This window comes from Bacillus sp. LH1 (assembly GCF_057924895.1).
In genome coordinates, this window is the sequence record NZ_CM175007.1 from 206,613 (window position 1) to 232,738 (window position 26,126).

General features: G+C 34.3%; 29 protein-coding genes and 1 riboswitch. Of the genes, 16 read left to right on the plus strand and 13 right to left on the minus strand.

The window, feature by feature from the left end; genetic code table 11:
* Window positions 1-67 precede the first annotated feature (67 nt).
* Window positions 68-172: riboswitch (SAM riboswitch) on the minus strand.
* 152 nt (window positions 173-324) lie between these two features.
* Window positions 325-1,158 carry an aldo/keto reductase gene (locus ACX9TM_RS01160; RefSeq protein ID WP_000604203.1) on the minus strand — a complete coding sequence of 278 codons (834 nt, stop codon included), beginning with the start codon at window positions 1,156-1,158 and terminating at the stop codon, window positions 325-327.
* Between the two features lies 1 nt (window position 1,159).
* Window positions 1,160-1,963 carry a pyrroline-5-carboxylate reductase gene (gene proC, locus ACX9TM_RS01165; RefSeq protein ID WP_000956250.1) on the minus strand — a complete coding sequence of 268 codons (804 nt, stop codon included), beginning with the start codon at window positions 1,961-1,963 and terminating at the stop codon, window positions 1,160-1,162.
* Window positions 1,964-2,149: 186 nt separating this feature from the next.
* Here proC and pnuC point away from each other — a divergent pair, with 186 nt between their 5' ends.
* The gene (gene pnuC, locus ACX9TM_RS01170) at window positions 2,150-2,800 is read left to right on the plus strand and encodes a nicotinamide riboside transporter PnuC (RefSeq protein WP_000252484.1); all 651 of its coding nucleotides are present in this window, start codon (window positions 2,150-2,152) and stop codon (window positions 2,798-2,800) included.
* A 67-nt stretch (window positions 2,801-2,867) separates the two neighbouring features.
* On the opposite strand, the gene ACX9TM_RS01175 is transcribed toward pnuC, so the two are convergent.
* From ACX9TM_RS01175 to modA, 3 genes are all read right to left on the minus strand, one after another.
* Complete coding sequence (locus tag ACX9TM_RS01175) at window positions 2,868-3,719, minus strand: GRP family sugar transporter (protein ID WP_065382035.1); 852 nt, start codon at window positions 3,717-3,719, stop codon at window positions 2,868-2,870.
* A gap of 300 nt (window positions 3,720-4,019) precedes the next feature.
* Complete coding sequence (gene modB, locus ACX9TM_RS01180) at window positions 4,020-4,694, minus strand: molybdate ABC transporter permease subunit (protein ID WP_000020526.1); 675 nt, start codon at window positions 4,692-4,694, stop codon at window positions 4,020-4,022.
* A gap of 5 nt (window positions 4,695-4,699) precedes the next feature.
* Complete coding sequence (gene modA / locus ACX9TM_RS01185; protein WP_001031846.1) at window positions 4,700-5,506, minus strand: molybdate ABC transporter substrate-binding protein; 807 nt, start codon at window positions 5,504-5,506, stop codon at window positions 4,700-4,702.
* Between the two features lie 160 nt (window positions 5,507-5,666).
* Here modA and ACX9TM_RS01190 point away from each other — a divergent pair, with 160 nt between their 5' ends.
* Window positions 5,667-6,587 (plus strand): substrate-binding domain-containing protein, encoded by a 921-nt coding sequence (locus tag ACX9TM_RS01190; RefSeq protein ID WP_002180310.1) that lies wholly within the window; start codon window positions 5,667-5,669, stop codon window positions 6,585-6,587.
* Between the two features lie 218 nt (window positions 6,588-6,805).
* On the opposite strand, the gene ACX9TM_RS01195 is transcribed toward ACX9TM_RS01190, so the two are convergent.
* Both ACX9TM_RS01195 and ACX9TM_RS01200 read right to left on the minus strand, forming a co-directional pair.
* Window positions 6,806-6,907 (minus strand): DUF3948 family protein, encoded by a 102-nt coding sequence (locus ACX9TM_RS01195; RefSeq protein ID WP_001060017.1) that lies wholly within the window; start codon window positions 6,905-6,907, stop codon window positions 6,806-6,808.
* 254 nt (window positions 6,908-7,161) lie between these two features.
* A complete protein-coding gene (locus tag ACX9TM_RS01200; RefSeq protein ID WP_000423031.1) occupies window positions 7,162-8,028 on the minus strand; it encodes a LysR family transcriptional regulator in 867 nt (288 codons plus the stop codon).
* 127 nt (window positions 8,029-8,155) lie between these two features.
* Between ACX9TM_RS01200 and ACX9TM_RS01205 the strand changes: the two genes are divergently transcribed.
* Both ACX9TM_RS01205 and ACX9TM_RS01210 read left to right on the plus strand, forming a co-directional pair.
* Window positions 8,156-9,124, plus strand: a complete 969-nt coding sequence (locus ACX9TM_RS01205; RefSeq protein WP_002182372.1) for a DMT family transporter — start codon at window positions 8,156-8,158, stop codon at window positions 9,122-9,124.
* A 21-nt stretch (window positions 9,125-9,145) separates the two neighbouring features.
* Complete coding sequence (locus tag ACX9TM_RS01210) at window positions 9,146-9,286, plus strand: YrzO family protein (protein WP_063219905.1); 141 nt, start codon at window positions 9,146-9,148, stop codon at window positions 9,284-9,286.
* A gap of 60 nt (window positions 9,287-9,346) precedes the next feature.
* Here the strand turns inward: ACX9TM_RS01210 and ACX9TM_RS01215 are convergent, their stop codons facing one another.
* Entirely contained in the window at window positions 9,347-9,442 is a 96-nt protein-coding gene (locus tag ACX9TM_RS01215; RefSeq protein ID WP_001060007.1) for a DUF3948 family protein, read from the minus strand.
* A 337-nt stretch (window positions 9,443-9,779) separates the two neighbouring features.
* On the opposite strand from ACX9TM_RS01215, the gene ACX9TM_RS01220 reads away from it, so the two are divergent.
* Complete coding sequence (locus tag ACX9TM_RS01220) at window positions 9,780-10,385, plus strand: lysophospholipid acyltransferase family protein (RefSeq protein ID WP_000277778.1); 606 nt, start codon at window positions 9,780-9,782, stop codon at window positions 10,383-10,385.
* 72 nt (window positions 10,386-10,457) lie between these two features.
* On the opposite strand, the gene ACX9TM_RS01225 is transcribed toward ACX9TM_RS01220, so the two are convergent.
* On the minus strand, window positions 10,458-10,553 hold the full coding sequence (locus tag ACX9TM_RS01225; protein ID WP_001059999.1) for a DUF3948 family protein: 96 nt from the start codon (window positions 10,551-10,553) through the stop codon (window positions 10,458-10,460).
* Window positions 10,554-10,858: 305 nt separating this feature from the next.
* Between ACX9TM_RS01225 and ACX9TM_RS01230 the strand changes: the two genes are divergently transcribed.
* From ACX9TM_RS01230 to ACX9TM_RS01250, 5 genes are all read left to right on the plus strand, one after another.
* A complete protein-coding gene (locus tag ACX9TM_RS01230; protein ID WP_065212382.1) occupies window positions 10,859-11,836 on the plus strand; it encodes a LacI family DNA-binding transcriptional regulator in 978 nt (325 codons plus the stop codon).
* A gap of 161 nt (window positions 11,837-11,997) precedes the next feature.
* Entirely contained in the window at window positions 11,998-12,327 is a 330-nt protein-coding gene (locus tag ACX9TM_RS01235) for a PH domain-containing protein (RefSeq protein ID WP_001004246.1), read from the plus strand.
* Between the two features lie 118 nt (window positions 12,328-12,445).
* Window positions 12,446-13,282, plus strand: coding sequence for a YitT family protein (locus tag ACX9TM_RS01240; protein ID WP_000248045.1), 837 nt, complete (start codon window positions 12,446-12,448; stop codon window positions 13,280-13,282).
* A 138-nt stretch (window positions 13,283-13,420) separates the two neighbouring features.
* Window positions 13,421-13,777, plus strand: a complete 357-nt coding sequence (locus ACX9TM_RS01245) for a YxeA family protein (protein ID WP_000728422.1) — start codon at window positions 13,421-13,423, stop codon at window positions 13,775-13,777.
* A 736-nt stretch (window positions 13,778-14,513) separates the two neighbouring features.
* A complete protein-coding gene (locus tag ACX9TM_RS01250) occupies window positions 14,514-15,278 on the plus strand; it encodes a TatD family hydrolase (RefSeq protein ID WP_065382248.1) in 765 nt (254 codons plus the stop codon).
* A 116-nt stretch (window positions 15,279-15,394) separates the two neighbouring features.
* Here ACX9TM_RS01250 and ACX9TM_RS01255 read toward each other — a convergent pair whose 3' ends face one another.
* On the minus strand, window positions 15,395-17,044 hold the full coding sequence (locus ACX9TM_RS01255; RefSeq protein ID WP_000710600.1) for a DUF2334 domain-containing protein: 1,650 nt from the start codon (window positions 17,042-17,044) through the stop codon (window positions 15,395-15,397).
* Window positions 17,045-17,283: 239 nt separating this feature from the next.
* Here ACX9TM_RS01255 and ACX9TM_RS01260 point away from each other — a divergent pair, with 239 nt between their 5' ends.
* Window positions 17,284-17,817 (plus strand): transglycosylase SLT domain-containing protein, encoded by a 534-nt coding sequence (locus ACX9TM_RS01260; protein ID WP_000713249.1) that lies wholly within the window; start codon window positions 17,284-17,286, stop codon window positions 17,815-17,817.
* A 36-nt stretch (window positions 17,818-17,853) separates the two neighbouring features.
* Here the strand turns inward: ACX9TM_RS01260 and ACX9TM_RS01265 are convergent, their stop codons facing one another.
* Window positions 17,854-18,615, minus strand: coding sequence for a DUF4931 domain-containing protein (locus ACX9TM_RS01265; RefSeq protein WP_000381056.1), 762 nt, complete (start codon window positions 18,613-18,615; stop codon window positions 17,854-17,856).
* A gap of 135 nt (window positions 18,616-18,750) precedes the next feature.
* Window positions 18,751-18,879 (minus strand): hypothetical protein, encoded by a 129-nt coding sequence (locus tag ACX9TM_RS01270; protein WP_002023099.1) that lies wholly within the window; start codon window positions 18,877-18,879, stop codon window positions 18,751-18,753.
* A 420-nt stretch (window positions 18,880-19,299) separates the two neighbouring features.
* Here ACX9TM_RS01270 and ACX9TM_RS01275 point away from each other — a divergent pair, with 420 nt between their 5' ends.
* The gene (locus ACX9TM_RS01275) at window positions 19,300-19,434 is read left to right on the plus strand and encodes an RAxF-45 family protein (RefSeq protein WP_000830643.1); all 135 of its coding nucleotides are present in this window, start codon (window positions 19,300-19,302) and stop codon (window positions 19,432-19,434) included.
* A 74-nt stretch (window positions 19,435-19,508) separates the two neighbouring features.
* Window positions 19,509-21,440 (plus strand): ribosomal protection-like ABC-F family protein, encoded by a 1,932-nt coding sequence (gene abc-f / locus ACX9TM_RS01280; RefSeq protein ID WP_002195117.1) that lies wholly within the window; start codon window positions 19,509-19,511, stop codon window positions 21,438-21,440.
* A 389-nt stretch (window positions 21,441-21,829) separates the two neighbouring features.
* On the opposite strand, the gene ACX9TM_RS01285 is transcribed toward abc-f, so the two are convergent.
* Window positions 21,830-22,027 (minus strand): hypothetical protein, encoded by a 198-nt coding sequence (locus tag ACX9TM_RS01285; protein ID WP_000369254.1) that lies wholly within the window; start codon window positions 22,025-22,027, stop codon window positions 21,830-21,832.
* 369 nt (window positions 22,028-22,396) lie between these two features.
* On the opposite strand from ACX9TM_RS01285, the gene ACX9TM_RS01290 reads away from it, so the two are divergent.
* From ACX9TM_RS01290 to opp4C, 3 genes are all read left to right on the plus strand, one after another.
* Window positions 22,397-24,124: an ABC transporter substrate-binding protein gene (locus tag ACX9TM_RS01290; protein WP_000730692.1), complete on the plus strand. Its 1,728-nt coding sequence runs from the start codon at window positions 22,397-22,399 to the stop codon at window positions 24,122-24,124.
* A gap of 103 nt (window positions 24,125-24,227) precedes the next feature.
* Window positions 24,228-25,184, plus strand: a complete 957-nt coding sequence (locus ACX9TM_RS01295) for an ABC transporter permease (protein ID WP_000860749.1) — start codon at window positions 24,228-24,230, stop codon at window positions 25,182-25,184.
* A gap of 12 nt (window positions 25,185-25,196) precedes the next feature.
* Entirely contained in the window at window positions 25,197-26,117 is a 921-nt protein-coding gene (gene opp4C, locus ACX9TM_RS01300; protein ID WP_065382247.1) for an oligopeptide ABC transporter permease, read from the plus strand.
* Window positions 26,118-26,126: the final 9 nt, after the last annotated feature.

Consider the following 26,126-nt stretch of genomic DNA (forward strand, 5'->3'; position numbering starts at 1 on the left):
CTTTTCATATTGAGAAAGAGGGATTTTTACGTACAAGTTATGCACCCGTATATAAACGAAGTCCCTCATTCTATCTTTCAAGCATAAAGCTTGCAGGAAGTGGCACAGTATTCAAAATGAACCTGTTGCCGAGGTTTCAAAGGGCCAGTCCCTCCACCTCTCTTGATACAATGAGTAAACGAATAAATTTTATTAATTTTTGTGTTTCTTTGATAATTCAAAATCTTACACCTTGAATAATGAAGTGTCAACTAAATGAAATATAGTTTAAATTTTCAGTTTTATTAAATAGAAAAACCACTGCATATGGCAGTGGTTTTTCTACTAGAAGTTAAAGTTATCTGGATCTGGACCAACGCGACGATCTTCATTTAAAGCTTGAATTGCTTTCATATCATCAGCACTTAATTCAAAGTCGAAGATGTTTGCATTTTCAATAATGCGATGTTCTTTAATTGATTTGGGAATTGTTACAACTTCGTTTTGTAAATCCCAACGTAAAATAATTTGCGCAGTTGATTTATTATATTTTGTCGCAATTTCTTGTAACGTTGGATTATCTAGTAGTTGTCCTTGCATTAATGGTGACCAAGCTTCAAGCTGGATATTATGTTCTTTACAGAATGCATGTAACTCTTCTTGTGCTAAACGTGGGTGGTATTCCACTTGGTTGACCATTGGCTTAATTTCAGCAATTTCAAATACGTCTTGTAAGTGGTGAATGTGGAAATTACTCACACCGATAGCGCGAACACGGCCATCTTTATAAAGTGTTTCTAATGCTTTCCATGATTCAGTATATTTCCCTTTTACAGGCCAATGTACTAAATATAAATCTAAATATTCTAGACCTAATTTCTCTAATGTAGTTTCAAATGCTTGAAGCGTTGTTTCATATCCTTGATCGCTATTCCATACTTTTGAGGTAATAAATAATTCTTCACGTGAAACACCGGATTCACGAATCGCTTGCCCAACGCCTTCTTCATTTTGATAGATTGCTGCAGTATCGATGCTGCGGTAGCCATTTTTAATTGCTGCTTTTACAGAATCAATTACTTCTGAACCATCTTCTACTTTAAAAACACCTAAACCAAACCAAGGCATTTTTACACCGTTATGTAATGTTGTATAGTCTTTTAAACTTGTTAAAATCATATTATTTCCCCCTAGCTTTTTTGTTTGTTGCTTCTACTGCTTTTTGAATTGCCTCTGAAAAATTATATTCGTATAAAATTTTGAGACCTTCAGCTGTGGAACCACCTGGCGTTGTTACTTGTTCGCGAAGGTTAGCTGGATTTTGCGTTTGTTCAAGCATAGAAGCAGAGCCAGAAATCATTTGAATGACAAGATGTTTTGCGGTTTCTTCATCAACTCCATAACTTTTTGTTGCTTCAATTAAGCTTTCAGCAAAGTAATAAAGGAAGGCTGGTGCACTTCCAGTAACTGCAGTAAGCTGATGAACTTCTTCCTCAGTACAAAGTTGCGAAGTACCAATACCTTTTAAAAGTAGTTGCAGGGTTTCTTGATGTATCTCGTTTACTGATTGTCCCATTGTATATAAGGAGATAGACTTTCCAATTTCAGCAGCTGTATTAGGCATAATCCAAGCAACAGGCGTGCCTTTTGGGAGTCTAGCTTCTAAATAAGATGGTCCAATGCCAGCTGCTACTGTTACGACTAGTTGATTTGATATTAACGGAGATAGCTCAGCTAATAACTCTTCATGAGCCGAAGGTGGCATTGCTAAAACAACCGTATCAACAGATGTAACATGCTGTTTCCAATCTGTTGTAGTAGACACATTATATTGATGTTGTAACTGTTTTAGCTTTTCTATGTTGCTTCGGTTAGAGACGATAATTTCTTCGATGTACTCTTTGCTTGTTTTAAGTAATCCGGAAAATATAGCTTCTGCCATACGACCGGCACCAATAAATAAAATTCGATGTTTAGTTAGCATATCCTTTATTCCTTTCTAGTAGAGATATGTTATAAAAACGATATCATCTTTAAGAGAATTTTGTAAAAAGAAAAGACTTACCGTAGATGGAATGGATAATGAGAAGGCGGAAATTCATGGTAAAGGAAAGAGCTATTCCTTATACTGGTGATAGGGAATTTATTACACATCTGGGGAGAGATAAATATGGTTAGAAGTCCACTTTTTTTACTTGTTTCTAGTATTATTTGTGTATTAGTTGGATTGTATATTCAATCGAGTTATATTGAAATTTTCGCATCAATTATGGGAATCATTAATGTTTGGTTATTAGCGAGAGAAAAAGTATCCAACTTTTTATTTGGCATGATTACTGTTGCGGTATTTCTATACATTTTTATTACACAAGGTTTATATGCAATGGCAGTATTAGCCGCTTTTCAATTTATATTTAATGTATATGGTTGGTATTATTGGATTGCACGAAGTGGGGAGGGCGAGGTAAAAGCAACAGTTCGTTTAGATTTGAAAGGGTGGACTTTTTATATAAGTTTTATTTTAGTTGCTTGGATTGGTTGGGGTTATTATCAAGTCCGTTATTTAGAGTCAACAAGTCCATATTTAGACGCTTTAAATGCCGTATTGGGACTAGTGGCTCAATTTATGTTAAGTCGAAAAATATTAGAAAACTGGCATTTATGGATTTTATATAACGTAGTTAGCATTGTAATTTATATTTCTACTGGTTTATACGTCATGCTAATATTAGCTATTATTAATCTCTTTATATGTGTAGCTGGTTTGCTAGAGTGGAAGAGCAATTATAAGGGGCAAGAACATACAAATAATTATATCTAGAAAATAATTAGAATTAAAAAACCCCTGAAGTACATATGCTTCAGGGGTTTACTAATAGAATATAAGATTATGCTTTTGTCATACCAAGTAATACAGCGCCGCCGATAATTAAAACACTACCTAGTGCAATAAAGATCAATTGACGTTTTGTTTTCTTTTCACCTAAGAATACAATCGCACCGAATGTTGAGATAATGATTCCAGTTTGAGATAATGGGAAGCTTGTTGCTACTCCAACACGTGGTAATGAAAGAAGTAAGAATAAGTTTCCAGTTCCCCATAGTAAACCAGACAAAGCATTACGGATTGCATATTTGTTAAATGGTTTATGTTTAGACGTCAGTACAACCGCACCAACAAACATACCAACTGCTTGTGGTAAAATAGCAGACCAACCATCGATATTATACCAACGAATAATAATTACATATACAAGATAGCCGAAAGTAGAAACAATTAAAGTAAGAAGTCCTTTTTTCAATTGTCCAGGTGGCTGAGCATTTTCTTTATCATCTAATGATGTGAATACAACACCAACTACGATTAATAGGATTGCAATCGTTCCCAGAATGATCGTTGTAGTAGTAGTCCACTCACGGAAAGCGATAACCCCAAAGATAGAAGTTGCAACAAGTTGCATACCAGTAGAAATCGTTACAGTAGTTGAAACACCTAGTTTTTCAACTGTTTTTAATTGGTTTACTTGTCCTAAAGCCCAGAATAAACCTGAAATAAAACCAACAATTAAGATTGTCATTGTTAAAGCTGGTTGAGTAAATACATACATAATTGTTGCGAAGAATAGAGCACCGATTGTCATACCTACCGTTTGGCTATATGCACCACCGCCCATTTTTACGCTTACTAATAAGATGTTTCCCCATGCAATTGCAGGAAGAAGCGCTAATAAAATGTCCATTACAAGACTCCCTTCGGTTTGCTATACCAATATAGTTACATATCGTTCTAACGATCGGTAATGCCCCACTAATAGAGTAGAAGATTACCGATCGCTAAAACAGGATGAAGAATTCACGATATAAATGCGTTTTCATTTCTTCATTTTTTGAAACACCTCCATATAATAACAGGAAATTGCCTATTTTAGAAAGTGAATTCAAATAAAATGTATATTTTAATAAGAGGTAAAATTCAGTTATTTCCCGGTGGTATATTTTATTTCCTAAGAAATAAAGAAGCAGCTTCGAAAAAAGCTGCTTTAAGAGTTAGTAATTCTTTTATTAATAAGTTGAATACATAGTAGAAATACGAGTGACATACCGATAGTAATAACTACAAGTGTCCATGCGAGTTGCATATTACTTGCATCAATAGCCATGTAAATTGCAGTTGGGATTGTCTGTGTTTTACCAGGAATGTTCCCGGCAAACATAAGTGTAGCACCAAATTCACCGAGCGCGCGGACAAAGCTCAAAATCATCCCGCTTAGTAAGGCAGGAAATGCGAGCGGAAGTGTAACGTGCAGAAAAACTTGATATTCACTTGCGCCAAGGTCACGAGCACTTTCTTCAATTTGTACATTTGCGATAGAAAATCCCGTTTTCGCTGATTGGTACATAAGCGGAAATGCAACAACTGTAGAAGCAATGATCGCAGCAGTAGATGTGAACATAATAGACTGCTGAAATAATGATTCAACCCACTTTCCGATCGGGCTGTTGTTTCCAAAGATGATAATGAGAAAGAAGCCGATAACAGTTGGTGGAAGTACCATTGGTAATAAAAATATGGTTTCTAATAGTACTTTATATCGCCATGAGGAGCGAGCTAGTGCTCGCCCGACAATTGTCCCTAAAATTGTAACGAGAATAGTGGCGCATGCAGCTACTCTTAAAGATAGAAAGACAGGCGATAAAATAGCATCAATGCTCATAGTAATTACGACAGGACTGTAAATCCATATTTTTTAAAGATAGATTGTGCATCTTTTGACTGCAAATACTCATAAAATGAAGTCGCCTCTTTCTTATGTTTAGATTCCTTTATAACACCTAAAGGATAGTGGATTGGCTCATGAGAAGTAGCTGCTGCTGTCTCACCAATCTTTACTTTATCCGAAATGAGAGCATCTGTTTTGTATACGATACCAGCATCGACATTCCCTGTTTCTACATATGTTAACACTTGGCGAACATCTTTTGTAAATACGACTTTATTTTGAACATCATTCCAAAGGTTTTCGTGTGTTAGAGAAGCCTTTGCATATTTGCCAGCAGGTACAGATTCAGGTGTACCAAGTGCAATTTTTTTGATTTTCTCATCTTTTAAATCTTGAAATTTTGTAAGAGAACTATCTTTAGGGATGACTAGAACTAGTTCATTTCCAAGAAGATTTTTCCCCTCTTTTTCATTAATGAATCCTTTTTTTACAAGGGTTTGGAATTTATCTTCTGCTGCTGAGAAGAATAAATCAGCAGGTGCACCTTGTTCAATTTGTTGTTGAAGTGCTCCAGAAGCACCGAAGTTAAAAGAAAGTTTGATATTTGGCTCTTTTTCTTTATATTGTTTTTCGATTTCTTTTAATGCATCTTGTAAGCTTGCAGCAGCTGAGATAGTCAGTTCAACTGTTTTATCCTCTTTAGCAGCTGACTTTGTATGCTTTTCCCAACTTGTACAAGCAGCGCTAAATATAAGAAGGAAAGAAAGTATAAGTGCCCCGATGGAACGTAATATAAATTTATTCATAAAAAAATCCCCTTTCATTTTGACACATCTAATTATAACTAAATATAACTAAATATAACTAGTTATAATTGAATGTAATTTGAACATATGTCTATTTTTAAAAAATAGGAGAAATATTCTTTTCTTTGTTACAATGAAAGAAGAAAGTGAGGAATCGTCTATGGATCATCATTCCTACACAACGGAAGAAGTAGCAAAGCGATTAAAAGTATCAAAATTAACTGTATACGACTTAATTAAAAAAGGAGAACTTCCTTCTTATAGAGTTGGTAGACAGATGCGCATTGATGCAGCAGATTTAGATCAATATATAAAGCAAATGAAAACAGGGAAAGTACAAGTTAATCCTGTGAAAAACGATGGTAGTAGTATCTTGAACACGTGTATTATTAGTGGTCAAGAACTAACGTTAGATATGTTAGCTAAACGTATAGAAAATCGTTTGCCAAGTTCTAATGTTTTAAGAGCGTATCAAGGTAGCTTAACGAGTTTAGTGAAAATGTATCAAGGAGAAGGAAGTATCGTTAGTTTGCATTTGTTTGATGGTGAAACGGGTACATATAATATTCCTTACGTAAAACGTATTTTAGTAGGACAGCCATGTCTTATGATTAATTTATTGTCCAGAAATGTAGGGTTTTATGTTCAAAAAGGAAATCCGAAGAAAATAAAGACATGGGCTGACATATCCGGGTCCACTATAAAGTTTGTGAATCGAGAAAAGGGTTCTGGTATTAGAGTGTTAGTGGATGAACAATTACGAATCCGAAAATTAAATAAAGCTGATATTAGTGGATATGAATGGGAAGAATCGAATCATCTTGGTGTTGCCACGCAAGTTGCAAATGGAAAAGCTGATGTAGGAGTAGGTTCAGAAAAGTTTTCGCAAATTGTAAATGTGGACTTTATTCCAATCATGAAAGAACAGTATGATTTAGTAATTTTGAAGAATAAAGAAAATGAAGAGCTGATTGAAGTTGTGAAAGACATTCTGCAATCGGAAGAATTTCATAATGAATTAAATGCGATTGGCGGATATGATATTACGAAAACAGGTCAAATTGTATATGAAATAAAGTGAAACTTTAATCAGTGTGGGGGTTCTTCATCCCCCACTGATTATTAGCCTTCACCAATCGGACTTTTATGGGCAGCCCGACCCCCACCTAATTTCTTTGCTTTCGCTGAATTTTGAGGTGGGGGTCTTACTGCCCATTAAAGCGGGACAAACTAAAAAGCTGCTTGTCTATAAGACGAGCAGCTTTTTCTATATATAAAGGGGTTTGGGGAAACAAAGTGTTAAATAAGACCTTGAGCAAGTGTATAAATGAAAGCCGTAAGAAGAGTAGCTCCACTTGCAAGTCCGATAAAGTCTGATTTGTTGAAAGTAATGTTGTTCATTATAATCTCTCCTTATTTGTTTAATGTAGTTGCAACAGCTTTTGCATCGACAAGTGCGGATAGCACCATGCCCATTGTATTTAAAAATTTATTTGATTTCATATTGTTCATCATGCGTATCCGCTCCTTTTCGAATAGTTGTTGCCCTGCTTATGTCTTAATTATAGGGAATATGGATACTTCCAACTATCGAATTAGCTTACGAAAGACTTACACTTTTGTAAGAAAAAAAGACATTCATGTAAGAATGTCTTTCACAGCATATTGATATGATGATGGTCTTCAATAGTTTTTAAAAAACTACGCATTGAATTCGTCATATAGCTATCTTTACGGCGTATGAAAACCGTTGAAATACTGCCGTATTTTTCAGGGATTGCATGACAATGTACCTTACCTGCTTTAGAAAGATGATGGACAGCAGACTGTGGTACGAGTGTAATTCCGAGACCGAGTGCAACACTGTTTAATATTGTCTCTAATATATTGAATTCCATAATTCTTTTTGGTAGCAAACCTTCGTCTTTAAGCCAACGTTCTAGTTTGGAGCGGTATCCACATCCTTGGTTAAAAACGAGTAGAGGCGTTGTTGTAAATTCCTCTATATGAAAGGCTTTATTTTGTGTTATAAGCATTAATTTCTCTGTACTAACATCGTATTGTTCGATTAGTGGATGTTTAATAGGACCTGATATAAAGGCGCCATCTAATTGATGATCAAGTACTTCTCTAATTAATTCTTCTGTTAGACCCGCTTGTAATGATAAATCGACATTCGGATAGCTTTTATAGTAAGAAGATAAAATGGTAGGCAGTGTACTTACTGTTTCGACTGTACCGATTTTTAATATACCAGAAGGTGTTTCGCTATCTAAAAATACTTGTTTTAGTTCGTCGACATCTTGCAAAATTTTACTAACATAAACGAGCATTTTTCTTCCTTCAGCTGTTAAAGTCATTCCTCGTTTATGGCGGTAAAAGAGTGGGGTTTTTAATTCGTTTTCTAGTTGTTTAATACGTGCAGTTACATTTGATTGTACATAATTTAATTCCTTTGCTGCGCTACTTACACTACCCTGATCGGCAACGCTTTTAAAGATTTGTAAGTCTCTTAATTCCATTTTGTAATCCCCCTTGATGTTAACTATCATTATAAATGATAGTTAACATCATTTTGAATCATTTTACGTGATATATTTTTTCTTTTACAATTTTCTTTGTGCAAATAGAAAGAAACGGGGGATTGCGGTGAGAAGAGGTCAAATGATAATAGGGGCTTTGGCGTGTTTAATTGCGAGTATGTCATGGGGAGCGATGTTTCCAGTTGCTGATCATGCGCTAGAATACATAGATCCATTTTATTTTTCGCTTATTCGCTATGGAGCAGTGGCGATAATGCTGATTGTATTGTTGTTAGTGAAAGAAGGAAAACAGGCATTTTGTTTAGAGGGAAGAGGAAAGTTACTCGTCTTTTTTGGAACGATGGCATTTACAGTATATAATGTCCTCATATTTTTAGGGCAAATGTTAATGGGTAAGTCGGGTGTAATGGTAGCTTCCATTATGGAAGCACTTATGCCGATGATTTCTATTTGTATTTTATGGGGATATAAGCATATAAAACCGAAGAAGTATATGATAACGAGTATGGTTATTGCTTTTGTAGGAGCTGTGTTTGTTATTACAAAAGGTGACATGAGTTTCTTTGTAACATTGAAAGATAATATGTTCCCATTAGCATTTATATTTATTGGTGTTGTAGGGTGGGTTATTTATACGATGGGTGGTCAAACTTGTAGTGATTGGTCAACATTACGTTATTCTACGTTGACGTGTGTATTCGGTACGACTGTTACAGGAATTATAACGGTAATTATTACGTCGCTTGGATATATTTCAGTTCCGAGTATGGGAACGATTTCTATTGTGAAATATGATTTGTTATTCATGATGACATTGCCAGGTATTGTAGCGCTACTTGCTTGGAACTATGGTGTGAAGATTTTATCATCCATTAATGGGATTTTATTTATTAATTTTGTACCAATTACGACTTTAGCTATTATGATGATGCAAGGGTATCAAATCACAATGTTTGATATTATAGGGACTGTACTTGTTATTGCAGCGCTTATTCGCAATAACGTTTGCCAGAGAAAAGAAGAAAATATAAATAAGAGAGTTTTACAAGAAGAACAATTACGTCAAGCTGTTTAATAGGCAAATGGAGGATTTCACATGTTAGAAAGTTTATTGTTTTTCTTCGCCGTCGGAGTTGCCTGTGAGCTTGCAGCAATTAATCGAAATGGTCGTAAAAAGATAAAACAACAAGTTGAGCTGATACAGCTTTTAAAAGAATTGAAAGAAAGAAAAAATTAAAAAGACGACCGGGCATAGACGGTCGTCTTTTTCTATATAAAGGGGAAAGGGGACACAAAGTTATACAAGCGTAGCAGCGTAAATGAAAGCAGTAAGAAGAAGAGAGCCGCTAGCTAATCCTAAAAAATCTAATTTGTTAAAAGTAATGTTATTCATAATACATTCTCCTTACTTGTTTAATGCAGAAGCAACAGCTTTTGCATCGAAAAGAGCCGATAATACCATGCCCATTGTATTTAAGAAATTGTTCGTTTTCATTTTGTTCATCATATTGATCCACTCCTTTTCGAATAATTGTTGCCCTGTTTCTGACTTAATTGTATGAAATATAGTAAGAAGTAACTATCGAATTAGCTTACAAGAAAATTACACTTTTGTAAGAATTGAAATTTAACAATTCATCCTTAATTTTATTACCAACTCCTAAAACTTAGTGTTATAATTATTATAAGAATATGATTATACTTCGGATGTTTAGAAAGGAACGAAATAAATGTATAAACCAATTACATTTTTGTTGAAATATATATTTAAAACAGCTGGGAAAGTAGAAGTACAAGGAAGAGAAAAGCTACCAGAAGGTGGACCCTATGTTGTTGCATGTACACATACAAGTTTTATGGATGTATTAATGTTAGCTACAGGGATGTATCCAACTCAAATTCATTACATGGCCAAAAAAGAATTATTTGAAGGGAAATTCAAAAATTGGTTCTTTAAAAATGTAAATGCATTCCCTGTAGATCGTGCGAATCCAGGACCAAGTACACTTAAAATCCCATCACGTTTATTAAAAGAAGGAAAGGTAGTAGGGATTTTTCCGAGTGGAACAAGATCAGCGGAAGATGTTTCATTAAAAGCGGGTGCTGTGACAATTGCGATGCGTTCCAATGTTCCGTTAGTACCAGCAGCTTATGTTGGTCCATCAAGTGTAAAAGAATTAATAAAGGGGAAAAAGGCACAATTGATTTTTGGAGATCCAATTCAAATTGAGGCTGGAGAACAAATAGATCGAAAAACCGCTATGAAAATGATGACGGATCAATTAAATGAGAAGTTTGAGGAGTTAAAAGAAGCTTTGCAATCAAATCAAAAATAAGAAAAGACGACCGGGCATAGACGGTCGTCTTTTCTATTACTATTTATAATAAAGGGGAAAGGGGACACAAAGTTATACAAGCGTAGCGGCGTAAATAAAAGCAGTAAGAAGAATCGAGCCACTAGCTAGTCCTAAAAAATCTAATTTGTTAAAAGTGATGTTATTCATAATACATTCTCCTTACTTGTTTAATGTAGAAGCAACAGCTTTTGCGTCGATAAGAGCGGAAAATACCATGCCCATTGTATGTAAGAAATTGTTCGTTTTTATTTTGTTCATCATATTAATCCGCTCCTTTTCGAATAGTTGTTACCTTGTTTCTGACTTAATTGTATGAAATGTTGCGGAAAGTCACTATCGAATTAGCTTACAGAAAAATTACACTTTTGTAAGAGAAACGAATGAAGGTGTAATGATAAGAAGATTTGACATATGTTCATGAGATTCATTAAGTTAAAGGTAGAGGTGAGTGTATGGCTAATATTAAAGATATTGCAAAGATGGCGGGAGTTTCAGTTACGACTGTTTCGAGAGTGTTGAATGATCACCCATATGTAAGTGAAGAAAAAAGAAAAGCGGTTATAGAGATAGTTGAGAAATTGAATTACTCGCAAAACGCAAATGCTGTTCATTTATCAAAAGGAAAAACGAATATTGTTGGTGTGATTTTACCGTATATTAATCATCCGTGTTTTGATGCGATGGTGAGCGGAATGATGGAGGCTGCGTTAGCGCATAATTACAGGGTGCTACTTTGCCAAACGAATTATAATAAAAAAGAAGAAATGAAAAGTTTACATATGTTAAAAACAAAACAATTGGATGGTCTTATTATTTGTTCACGTGCAAATGATTGGGAAACGATAGAACCGTATGCTTCTTACGGCGCAATAATTGCTTGTGAAGACAATGATATTTCAAACATCTCAAGTGTATATACGAATCATTCAGCGGCCTTTCAATTAGGAATGGATTATTTGATTGAGAAAGGTTATAAAAAAATTGGTTATTGTACGGGAAGAAAATTAGGGCCGAGTAGTCAAAAGCGTTTTGATGTTTATAAACAGCAATTGCAATCTATAGACGAAGAGGTTAATGAAGAATGGATTTTTACAGAATGTTTTACACTAGAAGATGGTGTAAAAGTGGCTCATAAGTTAAAAGAGATGCAGGATCTTCCTGAAGCATTAATAGTAGCAGGTGATGAAGTTGCGATTGGGGTTATGACAGAGGTTGAAAAATTAGGGATTCAAGTTCCTGAGGATTTAGCGATTATTGGCTTTGATAATCAACCTATCTCGCAAGTGTTACAATTGACAACTATTGATCAAAATTTAAAGGAGATAGGGAAAACTGCTTTTGAAATGTTGCATAGAAAAGTGAATGACGAGAGTTCTGAACAAGAAAAGCTGGAAATTCCATACGAACTTGTGGAACGCTCTACAGTTTAATCGTAATCCGTTATGTGTATAATCGCATAACGGATTATTTTTTTGAAATATCTTTGACAGGAAACGCGTTTCATACTTTATAAAGGAGTTAAACCGGTCTGTAATAATCCATGGATTCTTTTCAAGTGTTAATGCAGTGAATAGAATTTGGAGGAATATGCATGAATGAACTTTTATCGAGTATGAAAAAGTATGTAGATGATGATGAAAAGATTCTGGCTTTTGTGGTAGGGATATTTGAGAAGGATAATTTTATATTATCGTATCAACATGGGGTTTTTGTTGCCACTACTAGACGTCTCCTTTTTTACGGGAAATTTCCGTACTATTCTTCAACATTTAAAGAGTATTCATATTTGTATATAGATAGCATAGATTTTCATCCGTATTTTGAATTTACTTGTAGTCATGAAACCATTCGCGCTAAGTATATTCAGAAAGGGAATGTGGAGCGATTTGTCCGTGCAGTTAGAGCAAATATGAATAATTAATCAACCCTCTGTTTAAACATAATATTTCAATTTTCAAGAGGGAAAATGCGGAATAAAAACCACTTCTAAACCTCTAGGAGATAGTGATACAATGTCAAATGGGGGGAGGGTATGAACTATGGTTAATCAACGTATAAAGGAAATAACACTAATTACAATTGGTTCATTATTATTCGCAATTGGTATTAATTACTTTGCAATTCCAAACCGTTTATCGGAAGGTGGAATTATTGGTTTAACGGTTGTTACGTACTACTTATTTGATTGGTCACCAGGAATTGTGAACTTTGCTATAAATGCAATTTTACTAGCTGTTGGTTATAAATTTTTTGATAAGAAAACAATGATTTATACAATTTTAGGGATTGTAGAAACATCTTTGTTTTTATACGTTACAGAACATATTGAGTATCATGTAAATAGTGATACATTATTAGCAGCTTTATTTGCTGGTTTATTTGTGGGAATTGGATTAGGTTGTATGTTCAAAGCCGGAGGTACATCGGGAGGATCAGCAATCTTAGCTCAGTTAGCAAATCAATATTTAGGTTGGAGTGTAGGTAAAGGCGTACTAATTATTGATATTGTTGTAATTGCTGGTTCTGTATTTATAATAGGGCAAGAAAAGGCGATGTATACACTTGTGGCTGTGTTCATTGGAGCGAAGGTGATTGATTTCATTGTAGAAGGAATGGACACAAAAACGGCTGTTACGATTATTTCGAATCAACCAGATTTAATTCGTGAAGCTATTACGAAAAATATGACACGCGGTGTTACTGTATTAGAAGGGCGCGGCGGATATACTGGTAAAAATAAAGAAGTTTTATATGTTGTTATTAATAAACAAGAGCTTGTTAAGTTAAAACAAGTTATTAGCCGGGTAGATGAAGATGCTTTCGTTGTTATACATGATGTACGTGATGTACTTGGCGGTGGCTTTAAAGCAAGCTAAAAGGTGAACGAGTAAATTCGTTCACCTTTTTTAATTCTTACAAAAATGTAAGTGTAATGTAATGAGATTCAATAGTAGATTTTATTCCCCCTTTTTAAAATGGATGTATATATATCCTGCAGAGGAGGAATGTTTATTATGAAGAAAAAAATGATCACTACTATAATAGCGATGATAGTGATAGTAGTAATGTTACTGCCTACGAAACTTGGACCAGTTATCGATAAATATAATCCATTTTATAAGACGAAAGAATACTATACGGTTGTGAATACAATTGGTCAGCATATTGGTGATGAGTGGTATGAATATGAATTTATTGCATTCGATGAACGTGGTAGAGAGCAGAAAATAAAGAAAACGGTTAAGCATATGTTAAAGAGAGATGAAGCATTAAAGGTTTTTGCAAAAGGACGTTACGGTGAATCGATTGAAGAGATTGAGGTTGCAAATATTCCTATAAATGCGAAGAGCAAACTTTTAACGATGAGATAGTGAAATATACCCCCGGCTATTTTTTGTCGAAAATAAAAATACTGGGTAAGGGTATTTTTGAGATTAACAAAAAAGCCTTAGTCCATATAGACTAAGGCTTTTTTATTATATAAAGGGGAAGGGGGTACATTGTAGTAGCATGGGTGAAAGGTATAAGAAGAGTAGCTACTAGCAATGTAATTTGGTTATGTGAGTGTTCTTCTTATTTGGCTTACTTTCTAACTTTATTGTACGAAATATAAGTAAGGGGAACTATCGAATTACATTACACATAACTTACAAACATGTAAGCCTTCTGTAATGTAATTCGATAGTTAAAAGATAGTAATTTTCATATAGTGTAACTAGAAAGTCTCAATGTATTACTTTCTGTTTGTAATGAAGAATGAAAAACCAACTAATTTTTAATAATCCTCATCTGAATAAAGATGGGGATCTTTTTTTAAACCTTACAACATTGTAAGGTTTACGTAAGTTAATTCGATAGTAAATTTGTCATATTTTTTGCATAATAGATACAGATAGAAAAATAATTAGGGATCTAGTAAGAAGGGAGAAAAATGGGATGCGTAAAGAAGAAGTAGTGAAGTTACCAATTAAAGATTTCTGTAGCTACTTTACTGTTGCCGTAGTGTGTATTGGATTATTTGATATCATAACAAACTTAATTGTTAAATAATATAGATGCTAAAACAAGAAAGGAAGTCCTTTCTTGTTTTTTTATGGGGGCATAAAGATGAAATGGATTGATAGTCATATACATGTTGATCAATATAAGGATGAAGAGAAGAGCAGATTGCTAAAAGAGGTGGAAAATAGTAAGGAAATAAAGGGGCTTATTGCGGTATTTATGAATTATCAATCTTGTAAGGAAACGTTATCTTTAGCGAAGAAGTATCCCTTTATATATCCAGCGATAGGGTTTCATCCAGAGCAACAGATTCATAAAGAAGAGTGTGAACAGATTTATCAACTTATTGAACAGAACGCAGAGGAAATTGTTGCGATTGGTGAAGTAGGTTTGCCCTATTATTTGAGAAAAGAAGATGAAAGAATTGCTGCAGATCCATACATAGCTGTATTGAAAAAATTTATAGAACTAGCTAGTAAGTATAATTTGCCGATTGTATTACACGCAGTTTATGAAGATGCTGACATTGTATGTGATTTGCTAGAGAAATATAAAGTTTCACGTGCACACTTCCATTGGTTTAAAGGAAGCGATGAAACAATGAAACGGATGATGAGAAATGGTTATTATATTTCGATTACACCGGATGTTTTACATAAGGAGAAGATTAGAAAAATTGTTTCGTATTATCCGCTTGAATATATGATGGTAGAAACAGATGGTCCGTGGGAATTTCAAGAAGATGTTATAACGCACCCAAGAATGATTCGAGAGGTATTAAAGGAAATTAGTTCTATAAAAAACATATCCATTGATAAGGTCGCAGAAACAATACATGAAAATACAAGTCGATTTTATTTGAAAGGATAGGAGAATTATAGTTTTAATCATGTAACGGAAGAAGTAAAAGTTGAATTTATTTAATAAAATGCCACGGTTTGATATAGGACAAAAAACCACCAAGCGGTCCGCTCGGTGGTTTTGTATTAGGATTCTAATTTTTTCGCACGTTTTAATAATAAAAGAAAGACAATGATAACGAACCCCAGTATAAGGAAGAAGCCATATTGCTTTATATAATCAATTATGTCATTCGCACTGGTTGGTTTTTCAACGTGAATGCCGTCTTTATTCGTCGTAATATGAATATCTTTCATTTTTACTTCATTCTTTTCCTTTTGTAAATCAATCCATTCTATATTTGGAATACTTTCTAGATCCTTTAACACTTCTTTTAATGGTTTCGCACCTAAGTAAGGATGATAGAATGCACCAATAACTCCATCAGATAATTTAGAAACAGATAGAGCACGCTCTTTCATTTTAGCAGTAGTTTGTGGCGTATCTTCTTCAATAAATCCGACTGTTTCAGGCAATAGTTTCATTCCATGTAAAAATGATGGAGTACTTGTATAATATGGTGAGTGCATGGATTTCCAAGTTGTATCATTTAACTGTAGCTGTCCTACATAAGTTGAAAAGTACCTTGATAATATTTCATATCCTTTTTGAGACATCGTGTAATGAGGTGCTTCAAAGGCAACAGGATATAGTTTAGCATCTACAAGTTCTTGAATTCCTTTTTCGATATGATCTTTCGTATATTTTTCCTCGAATTCTTCCCCTTTTTTTACATATTGGTTATATGACTCTATATTTGGAAAGTCATCTTTTGTCTTCGGTTTTTCATGCTTCGGTTGGCGAATTGGTTGATCTGTTTTTACATCCCAAAATTCAAAGCCTTCACCTGTTTCACTGTCATAAAATTGGTGAGTATAACCATGCATAATAATTGCTGCACCATCATCTTGCATAGAGCGTAAAAGATTAACTAGTTCTGGTTTATCTTTTAAATGTATTATCTTTCCTGTATCTGGATCTTTATATACCGGAATAACAGTAATCATGTAAGGCATCTTTTTCTCTTTTAGTAATTCAGCAATTTCTTTCAATTGATTTATATCTGCTGCGGGGTGAACATCCTCAAGGCGTAAATAAGCTTCAACTTTATTTTTCGTTGGTTTTTGGCTGAAATAAGAAAATAACATTTCACCGACGTAATGAGACATCCAGTCAAAGAGGTTAGGTGTTGCAACATAATAAGATGTTTCATGCTGAACGATTAGTGGGTTAGTGTTATTTGAGCTTAAGGCGTTAGCAAGCACAGTTCCATTCGTATCAAATGATTGAATTAATCGTTCCTCCTCTAAGGTATTTTTTAGCTTCTTGTCTGGATATTCAATTTTATTAACTCGTATATCATCACTATTCAAAGTAATGAAAGAAAAACGCTTAGATAATTGTTCAACATTTTGTCCTAATACTAATACAGGGCCGGAGAAGTTTTCTAGAAATTGTTTCGTTTCATCAGAAAACGCTTCTTTTGTTTCACCGATATAAACAATATGTGTATAGGAGGATACGTTATTAATTGAAGTTGCTTCTTTTAAGTTTTTTACGGTTATATCATTTGTAAAATGTCCTAATTGAGTATTAAGGATTTGGACATTATTTGAAAATTTATCGTCTTGTGTACTATACAAAACAAGTACTTTTGGTTTTGATGATGTTTGTGCAGAGGTGTAGGTAGGGATGAGTAGTAAAATGCTGAACAAGAGTGTTAGGCATTTTTTCATTTTGTATGCTCCTATTCTATATATAGAGTTCAGTTTACAATTATATACAATAAATGCGTTATAGTCTATGAAAGTTACATTTTTGCACGTATTTACCAGCTGTTTTTTCACAAAATCGGTCTAAAGCATGATGATAATATGTATAGTTATTTGCTATGATAAAAGAGTAATAGAATGTAGGTAATTGTAAAGGGAAGGCTGAAAGGGGACAAATTTCAGCGGAGAAAGAGGTAGAGGTAGTGAAGAAATTCTTTGTAGGATTTTTAGTTGTTCTTGGAGTATATTTATATTTCCAAGGAAAGTCTGAAGGAATGGATAAGCTAGTGAATGGAACAAGCTATGTTGATTCAGAAGAAGCAAAACAGATGAAACAAATCATTATAGAGGAAGCGAAGAAAGTAAATCTTCCAGAATGGATACCTCTTGCAATTGCCGAGCATGAAAGTCGATTAAATCCAAGAAGTGTTGGAGATAATGGAACTTCATTCGGATTGTTTCAACTACACCGCGGCGGCGGGCTTGCACCAGAGCATTTAACTGATGATGAGCTGAAAGATCCACGTACAAATGCGCAAATTGCAATGCCGCATTTAATGAAAGGATATAAGCGTGGGGTGCAAAAAGGTTTGACTGATTTTGCATTACTGAAATATATAGCGAATACATCTGGATGGCCAGGGAATTTAGGGCCAGAGTGGACGGATAATAACATGAAGTATAACATCGGATTAGAAGATGTGTACTATCGAAATAAAGGTGTAATAAAAGAGTAGGTTTTGATACCTACTCTATTTTTTTTGATAATCGTGTCATTTTGTGAAATACTCCGCTAGTTGTATTTTTACGTCTTCTAGTTTTGTAGAAACTTGCGGTATTTTATATCCTACATACAGCGGTGAAACGACAAACCTAGGAACAACTTTACAAATGATTTTTCCATTTAAGTAATAGAAGAATAAGTTATAACTACTGCATCCTTTATGGAAATCTGTCAGTATGTAACGTACAGTTTGCTGAATGTAATTTGCCATTTCATCTATATATGAAATGTTATCAATGATTATATTGAATTCAGTGAAGCCAATAATGGGACGCTCTGAAATATTAAGCTCAATGCATTCATTTTTTTGAACAATTAACCCTTGGAAATTTTCTTCTTCAATATTTTCAAGATAATCTACATATTTCATTCCGATAATTTGCATGTGTGCATGATGCAAACTTCCACCTGAAAATGGACCGTGATTTTTATATAAAATCACAGATGCGAACTCCTTGTTCTTCTGTAAGTGTAACCAATGTTGAATAGAAAATTGCATTAATTTTCTCATATGTTCTTCTGTATATGTTGCGATATGATCTTCGCAATTATCGGTTTCGATTAACACTGTTTGAAATGTATCTTGTAATGTAGGAAATTTATTTTTTAACCAAATAATAGAACCATCAGTTGCTAAAATATCCGTTAATTGTTCTTTATTGCAAAATGGACATGCAGCGCTTCTATTCCGAATACTTTCTGGTTTTTGTTTACCGATATCGTTTAAAAAATATAGTTGTTGTGTATCCATTTGTATATATGCCCCTTTAAAATATGTGTAAAAATCCCGCTTAATACATTCGGGAAAAGGAGAAGGAAATCCTCTAAAGGAATAGGGGAAAAATAAAAGACAAGATATCCTCATTACGATAGGGTACCTTGTCTTTTATTTTTTCTCTAATAGTGTGTATGGATAATATAGAACATTTTCATTATTTTTCTTTTTTCTCTTTTTTATTGTGTATAAGGTAATTGCTGTGCTTGCAATTATAATAATGGCTTTCTTCATATTCATATACCCCTTTTTATTGTTGGTTTAATTCTTGGCTAACTGCTTTTGCATCGACTAAAGCGTGTAAAATCATTTTCACCATGTTCATCATATTTCTTCACTCCTTTTTATAGTTCATTTAGTTCTTTTACAACTGCTTGTCCGTTCACTAATACCTCAAAGATTGCTTTTACGATTTCTTTCATCATGTTTGTTTCCTCCTTTTGTTTGTCTCGCTTGTTTACATCTTTATTGTATAGGGAGGCATCTTTTCGTACTATCGCTTTCCATTACGTGAACATAACAGTTTTGTAAGATTTGATGTCACTTATTGAAATGTTTAGTCTATCTTCATTATTTTCAGAAAAATGACTATTCAAACATGAAATTGGAAAGTATAATAAAGAAGTAAGTATTAAATTCCGTACGAAAGGGGTGAATGAGATGAAACGTTCTTTAGCTGCACGTGCCAAATTTTTAGATTTTATCTATTTTTGTCGTGCGATTTTTCATGATGTAGTTGTTAACGGGATACGTATGCCCTTTTTTAACAATTGCATAGTGACTATTGAACGATAGAAATCTCTTCACCCATTTTTAATAAACGTGTGAAAAGGGAGCTATTTGGCTTCCTTTTTCTATGCCGAAAAACCATGGGGAATGTTTCTTTCTCATGGTTTTTTATATTGAAAGGAGTACGGAAAATGACTATTTGTAGTGTAAATAATGTAACGAAATCTTTTGGTGGAAACACCATATTTGAAAATATATCGCTTGAAATAAAGAATGGTGAACGTGTTGGATTAGTTGGTCGTAACGGTAGTGGGAAGACAACAATCTTTGGGCTTCTAACTGGAATGGAGAGTTTGGATGCAGGAGCCATTCATATGAAGAAAGGTACACGTATTGGTCATGTCGCACAAATTCCGAAGTTTGATGAGGTTATGACTGTATATGATGTATTGAGTTCTGCTTTTAAAGTAGAAAAGGAATTAGAAAAAGAAATGCATGCTTTAGAAAAAAATATGGCGGTGGAACAGGAACAATCTGCTTTGGAAAAGCTAATGGAGAGGTACGGAGTCATTCAAGAAAAATTTGCATTTCTCGGTGGTTATGAAATCGAGGCAAATATAATGAAGGTAGCAAATGGCTTACAAGTGACAGACTTATTTTCAAGAGTATTTACGGAATTAAGTGGAGGAGAACAGACGAAAGTAAGCCTTGCATATATGCTATTGCAGAAACCAGATTTACTTCTATTAGATGAACCAACAAATCATTTAGATTTATTTGCAGTTGAATGGTTAGAGCAATTTTTAAAAGAATACACTGGAACAGTTATAGTTATTTCACATGATCGCTATTTCCTTGATGAAGTTGTAACGAAAATTTTTGATTTGGAAGATGGAGAGATTCACGTGTACCATACGAATTATTCTCAGTTCGTTGAGGAGAAGGAAGAAAGACTACTTCAAGAGTTTCAAGCTTATCAGGAGCAACAAAAGAAAATAAAGAAAATGAAAGAAGCGATTAAGCGTCTACGTGAATGGGCAAATCAAGCGAACCCTCCGAATGAAGGATTGCATAAAAGAGCGAGAAATATGGAACGTGCGTTAGAACGTATAGAGAAATTAAAGAGGCCAATTTTAGAACGAAAACAGATGGGTCTTCAGTTTGAAGGGCAAGAGAGAAGCGGGAAAGATGTTGTTGTAATGAAAGAAGTGAGTAAAGGTTTTGCTGGACGACCTTTATTTGAACAAGCGAATTTACATGTTCGTTTTCAAGAGCGTGCGGCTATCGTTGGTCGTAATGGTACAGGAAAGACTACATTATTAAAACTACTATTAGAAGAAATAAATCCAGACGTTGGTGAAATTCGAATTGGTAGTAGTGTCAAAATTGGTTATTTATCACAGCATACGTATGGAAATGTGAAGAGTAATGTATTGGAAGCGTTTAGAGAGTATGTAGCTGTAACAGAAGGAGAAGCAAGACATATATTGGCTAAGTTTTTATTTTATGGTCCAGCAGTATTTAAGAAAGTAACGCAACTGAGCGGTGGAGAAAAAATGAGGTTAAGACTTGCGCAACTTATGTATCAAGACATCAATTTTCTAATTTTAGATGAGCCGACAAACCATCTTGATATTGAATCAAGGGAAGTTTTAGAGGAAGCCCTTGAGCAATATAATGGAACAATCCTAGCTGTTTCACATGATCGTTATTTTTTAAATAAGTTATTTGAAAAGACGTACTGGATTGATGAATGTAAATTATTTGAGTTTGCAGGAAACTATGCATGGGCTCGTCAAAAATGGGAAGAAAAGCTTGAGAAGCAAGTAATAAAGCAAAAACGCCAAGGGAGAAAGAGTGTTGAAATGGTTCCAGTAAAAGAGAAAAAAGCTAGGAATCTTGAAGAGATTGAAAATGAGTTAATGCATGTAGAAGAAGATATATATGCAATAGAATGTGAAATGGAACATGTAGCTGATGTTGAAAGACTTGAAAAATTATATGAGGAAAAAACGATGAAAGAGTTGTTACGAGCGAAGTTATATAGTGAGTTAGAGAATATTGTGGAGTAAAGAGTAGAAAGCCACTTCCTTTCAGTTTTGTTGGAGGAAGTGGCTTTTTCATAATGATATTTTGATTTAAAGATTAAATGAAGCGATGTGTTTCACGTGAAACAGTAACTTAGATAAATCCGTGTTCCTCAATTTGCATAGCTTGTGAAGCGTATGAAATGATAAGGTGAAAAATAAATGTCATTAGTGGCTTTTCAATAGGAGTAATCACAAAAACAAAGGCTAATTATTTCCCGAGAGATAAAGTGAGGGCTTTTACGGGCAGCCCGACCCCGACCTAACTTCTTTTGCTTTCGCTGAATTTTGAGGTGGGGTTCTTACTGCCCGGCAAATAGCGGGATAAATATGTATAAAAGAGACTAGTGAATGAAAACGAAAAGAGAGCAAAGTTACAGCTTTACGCGCTGAACCCTGCTCTCTTTTTGCGTGGCATCTTCTCTCGTTGAAATTATAATAGCGATCCCGAGCATGATAAAAAAAGCTAAAAAGAGGACGAACTTTGGGAAGAACGGGAATAGTAATAACGCTCCGACTATCATAATTGTTAATAATACGTAGTGCAGGACGTATTGGAATAGGTTGTCCATATTTTCGCCCCCTTTTTGGTAATTGTTTATTAGTATTCTATGTTTCATGTTGAAGGAATAGAAGTAGATTTTTAAGTTTTTTAATACGAATTATAGCTGAGTTTTCTTAAAGTATAAATGTAGAGTGATAATTTTGGAAAAATTCTCAAAATATTTATTTAGAAAGAATTGACAAAACATAATGAACGATATAAGCTAATAACCATAAAGTCTACCGGAAAGGTCGGAATAAGATTGTTACCCCTCAAAAACATCTATTTTTTTATGATTAAAACCGACTTTTCCGATTGGCTATAAATGTTGCTGTGGGAGGCATACATAAGGTAATTCGTTCAGAGGGTATAATCATAAAAAGTTAGGGTGGGGACAATGAAGAAAAAGACAAAAAAATGGGCTGGTGTATTTTCGGTATTAATGAGTAGTTCGCTTGTGTTGTCTGCTTGTGGGGGACAGGAGGACGCGGCTTCTACGGAGCCGGTTAAACAGCAGGATTTAAAAAATGTGAAAATTGAAAAGATCGCTGCGACAGATAAAACGAAAGTGCCAGACAAAGCGAAGAATAGAAAAGATACGTTAGTAGTTGGTATTAGTAAGCCAGGCGGCGTATTTTTGCCATACTTCCAACAAAATGGTTGGGATGGAAACGTAACTTCAGTTATTTTTGCATCTCTTGTATCAACCGATAAACAAGGGAAACCAATTCCGGAATTAGCTGAGAAGTGGGACGTTTCTTCTGATCAGTTAACATATACATTCCATTTACGTAAAGATTTGAAATTTAGTGATGGATCGCCATTAACGGCGGATGATGTAGCTTTCACATTGACGCTTTTACATGATAAGGCATATGAAGGTGAAGTAGATATCTCTCAATATGCGGTTAAAGGTGGTAAAGAATATAAGGAAGGAAAAGCAACTTCAATTGAAGGTATTCAAGTTGTTGATCCACAAACAATTAAAATTACAACTGAAAAAGTGAATTCACAAGCTATATTTGTTTTAGGAGGTACAGTACTATCAAAAGCTTATTATGGAAAAGATTATAAGCAAAATACAAGCTTAGATTACTTAAAAGATTTATATGGAAAGCCATTAGCTGCGGGTCCATATAAATTTGAAAAGTATATTCCAGGTCAAGAAGTTCGTTTTGTAGCAAACGAAAATTATTATGCGGGTAAACCAAAAATTCAAAACTTCATTTATAAAATTACTTCTGGTGATACGAAGCTTCAGTTATTCCAAACAGGAGAAGTTGACCATACTGGCTTAGGTACTGGTGATGAGGTTCTTGAACAGGCTAAGGCTTTAGAATTCGCCAATATCCAAATCGAAACAGCACCGTCATTTAGTTATATTTATATGAATAATAATAAGCCTTATTTAAAGGATAAAAAGGTTCGCCAAGCACTTATTTACGGATTAGACCGCAAAAAATATGTTGATACAGCGTTAAAAGGATACGGTACAGTAGCCAATGTACCAATTCATCCAACTTCTTGGGCTTATACGGAAGAAGGAGTTAATAAATACGAATACGATAAAGAAAAAGCGAAAAAATTATTAGATGAAGCAGGGTGGAAAGTTGGTTCGGATGGAATTCGTGAAAAAGATGGTCAAAAATTAAAACTTTCTTATTTCGGTCCAAGTTCGGCTAAAGATAGTGATTTATTAATTCCGATTGCGAAAGAGAATTATAAAGAAATAGGTGTAGAGTTTAATCCTGAATTTATGGACTTTAATACGATGCTTTCTAAGGTAAACAAAGGGGATTATGATTTAGCTTCTGTTTCGACACCGATTACAAGTGATCCGAGTGAAACAGCTGGTGAATATTTGTCTACTGCAAATGAAACTAGTCTTGGTTATAAGAATGCAAAAGTAGATGAGCTAATTCAAAAAGGTATTGAAACTGTAGATATTGAAAAGCGTAAACCTATTTATAAAGAATTGTATAAAGAATTAAGTGATGATCCACCAGTAATTCTATTAAACTACCGTAGAACAATTACTGGTTATAACGGGAATATAAAAGGAATTGATCCTGAAAAGTACAACAGTATTAGTGCAAACTTACCAGTATTATCATTTGAAAAATAACGATAAGAATGTATAAGTAGAAGACATTTTTTCATTCGGTTAGTAATGTGCCGCTTTGAAAAAATGTTCTTCTATTTTAAGCATAAGATTGGAGAGAAAAAGGGTGAAAACATATATTGTTCGTAGGTTGTTACAAATGATTCCTACACTGCTTGGTACATCAATTATTATCTTCGTCCTGTTCGCACTTCTTCCTGGGGATTATATTGATTCAAACCCGAAAATTACACCGGAAAGAGCAGCTGAACTGAGGGAGTTATATGGGTTGAACAAACCAATTGTTGAGCGTTATTTTCATTGGTTAGGTAATGCATTGCAAGGGGACTTTGGCTTCTCGCTTCAATATCAAGAGCCTGTAACGTCATTATTAAATAAATTTATTTGGAATTCTTTTAGTGTAGCAATTATTGCATTGTTTTTTATTTGGCTAATTGCACTTATTATCGGTGTATTCTCGGCGACGAAGCAACATTCTTTATTCGATAAACTTGTAACAATCGGTGTTTTTGCAGCAATGTCATTCCCTTCATTCTTTATCGGTTTGTTTTTAATTAAGGTGTTTGCGGTTGACTTTAAGTTATTACCGATAGGTGGAATGATTGATGTTGGCAGTAATTCAACAGGAGTTGCTTACGTGATAGAAGTTGCAAAACATATGATTTTACCAGTATTTATTTTGACACTTCTTGGGGTCGGCTCGCTAACTCGTTATTTTAGAACAAGTATGTTAGAGGTTGTAAGACAAGATTACATACGAACAGCAAGAGCGAAAGGTTTGAAGGAGAAGACGGTTATTTATAAGCATGCATTAAAAAATGCAATTTTACCGGCAATTACGTTATTAGCATTTGAATTACCTGGATTGTTTTCTGGGGCAATTATTATTGAACAAATTTTTAACTGGCCAGGGATTGGTAATATTCAATTAGAAGCATTAAATTTCCGTGACTATACAGTATTGATGGCATTTACGATGTTTCTTTCTTGTTTAACAATCGTTTCAAACTTTTTAGCAGATATCGTATATGCAGTTGTTGATCCAAGAATTCGGTTGAAGTAAGGGGGGAAAGAAATGGAGACTGTTACAGTAATTACAGAAAAAAAAGAAAAAAAGAGAAGAAATGAATCATCACCATGGCGACAAGCTTTTAAAAAGATAAAGAAAAATAAGATGGCACTTGTAGGGTTTTATGTATTAATTTTTATGTTTTTATTTTGTTTTATCGGTCCGTTCTTTTCTCCATATGCATCAGGAAAAATACAAGTTGCGCTCATTAACAAACCACCTAGTTTTTCTCATTGGCTTGGTACAGATCAATTAGGAAGAGATATTTTAACAAGGCTTATGCAAGCGGGACGTATTTCATTAACCATTGGTTTAGCTTCAATGGTTTTATCGGTTATACTTGGAGCTTTATTAGGAGCGATTGCAGGTTTTTATCGTGGTATTGTGGACAATATTATTATGCGACTTGCAGATATTTTAATGTCGATGCCAGGATTACCGTTACTTATTATAATGGGTGCGATTTTATCAGAGTGGAAAGTACCGTCTGATTATCGTTTGTATGTCATTATGATTATTTTAAGTTTAGTAGGTTGGCCAGGGCTTGCACGCCTTGTAAGAGGGCAAATTTTATCACTTAGGGAGCAAGCATTTATGCAAGCTGCGGATGTGTTAGGAATAAAAGATTACCGGAAAATTATATATCACTTAATACCTAATGTTTTACCCATTTTAATTGTCGTATCTACATTAGGTGTTGCAGGTTCTATTTTGGGAGAATCCGCACTAAGTTACTTAGGTCTTGGAGTCGTTCCACCTACACCATCATGGGGGAACATGATTAGCGCAGCTAACTCATTAATCGATTTCCAAAAGCGTCCATGGTTATGGATTCCGCCTGGTTTTGCAATCTTTATAACAGTTGTATCAATTAATTTACTTGGTGATGCACTTCGTGATGCATTAGATCCAAAGATGAGACGGTAGGTGAGGAGA

Bases quoted from the DNA above. Each gene is read 5' to 3' on its own strand.
- ACX9TM_RS01255 (WP_000710600.1), bottom strand. From the start codon at position 17,044: ATGAAAAAATGCCTAACACTCTTGTTCAGCATTTTACTACTCATCCCT.
- ACX9TM_RS01285 (WP_000369254.1), bottom strand. From the start codon at position 22,027: ATGGACAACCTATTCCAATACGTCCTGCACTACGTATTATTAACAATT.
- opp4C (WP_065382247.1), top strand. From the start codon at position 25,197: ATGGAGACTGTTACAGTAATTACAGAAAAAAAAGAAAAAAAGAGAAGA.
- ACX9TM_RS01240 (WP_000248045.1), top strand. From the start codon at position 12,446: ATGGTTAATCAACGTATAAAGGAAATAACACTAATTACAATTGGTTCA.
- ACX9TM_RS01230 (WP_065212382.1), top strand. From the start codon at position 10,859: ATGGCTAATATTAAAGATATTGCAAAGATGGCGGGAGTTTCAGTTACG.
- ACX9TM_RS01220 (WP_000277778.1), top strand. From the start codon at position 9,780: ATGTATAAACCAATTACATTTTTGTTGAAATATATATTTAAAACAGCT.
- ACX9TM_RS01245 (WP_000728422.1), top strand. From the start codon at position 13,421: ATGAAGAAAAAAATGATCACTACTATAATAGCGATGATAGTGATAGTA.
- pnuC (WP_000252484.1), top strand. From the start codon at position 2,150: ATGGTTAGAAGTCCACTTTTTTTACTTGTTTCTAGTATTATTTGTGTA.
- ACX9TM_RS01160 (WP_000604203.1), bottom strand. From the start codon at position 1,158: ATGATTTTAACAAGTTTAAAAGACTATACAACATTACATAACGGTGTA.
- ACX9TM_RS01225 (WP_001059999.1), bottom strand. From the start codon at position 10,553: ATGAATAACATCACTTTTAACAAATTAGATTTTTTAGGACTAGCTAGT.
- ACX9TM_RS01250 (WP_065382248.1), top strand. From the start codon at position 14,514: ATGAAATGGATTGATAGTCATATACATGTTGATCAATATAAGGATGAA.
- ACX9TM_RS01190 (WP_002180310.1), top strand. From the start codon at position 5,667: ATGGATCATCATTCCTACACAACGGAAGAAGTAGCAAAGCGATTAAAA.
- ACX9TM_RS01275 (WP_000830643.1), top strand. From the start codon at position 19,300: ATGAAACGTTCTTTAGCTGCACGTGCCAAATTTTTAGATTTTATCTAT.
- ACX9TM_RS01200 (WP_000423031.1), bottom strand. From the start codon at position 8,028: ATGGAATTAAGAGACTTACAAATCTTTAAAAGCGTTGCCGATCAGGGT.
- ACX9TM_RS01175 (WP_065382035.1), bottom strand. From the start codon at position 3,719: ATGGACATTTTATTAGCGCTTCTTCCTGCAATTGCATGGGGAAACATC.
- ACX9TM_RS01270 (WP_002023099.1), bottom strand. From the start codon at position 18,879: ATGAATATGAAGAAAGCCATTATTATAATTGCAAGCACAGCAATTACC.
- ACX9TM_RS01210 (WP_063219905.1), top strand. From the start codon at position 9,146: ATGTTAGAAAGTTTATTGTTTTTCTTCGCCGTCGGAGTTGCCTGTGAG.
- modA (WP_001031846.1), bottom strand. From the start codon at position 5,506: ATGAATAAATTTATATTACGTTCCATCGGGGCACTTATACTTTCTTTC.
- proC (WP_000956250.1), bottom strand. From the start codon at position 1,963: ATGCTAACTAAACATCGAATTTTATTTATTGGTGCCGGTCGTATGGCA.
- ACX9TM_RS01195 (WP_001060017.1), bottom strand. From the start codon at position 6,907: ATGAACAACATTACTTTCAACAAATCAGACTTTATCGGACTTGCAAGT.
- ACX9TM_RS01290 (WP_000730692.1), top strand. From the start codon at position 22,397: ATGAAGAAAAAGACAAAAAAATGGGCTGGTGTATTTTCGGTATTAATG.
- abc-f (WP_002195117.1), top strand. From the start codon at position 19,509: ATGGGGAATGTTTCTTTCTCATGGTTTTTTATATTGAAAGGAGTACGG.
- modB (WP_000020526.1), bottom strand. From the start codon at position 4,694: ATGAGCATTGATGCTATTTTATCGCCTGTCTTTCTATCTTTAAGAGTA.
- ACX9TM_RS01265 (WP_000381056.1), bottom strand. From the start codon at position 18,615: ATGGATACACAACAACTATATTTTTTAAACGATATCGGTAAACAAAAA.
- ACX9TM_RS01215 (WP_001060007.1), bottom strand. From the start codon at position 9,442: ATGAATAACATTACTTTTAACAAATTAGATTTTTTAGGATTAGCTAGC.
- ACX9TM_RS01235 (WP_001004246.1), top strand. From the start codon at position 11,998: ATGAATGAACTTTTATCGAGTATGAAAAAGTATGTAGATGATGATGAA.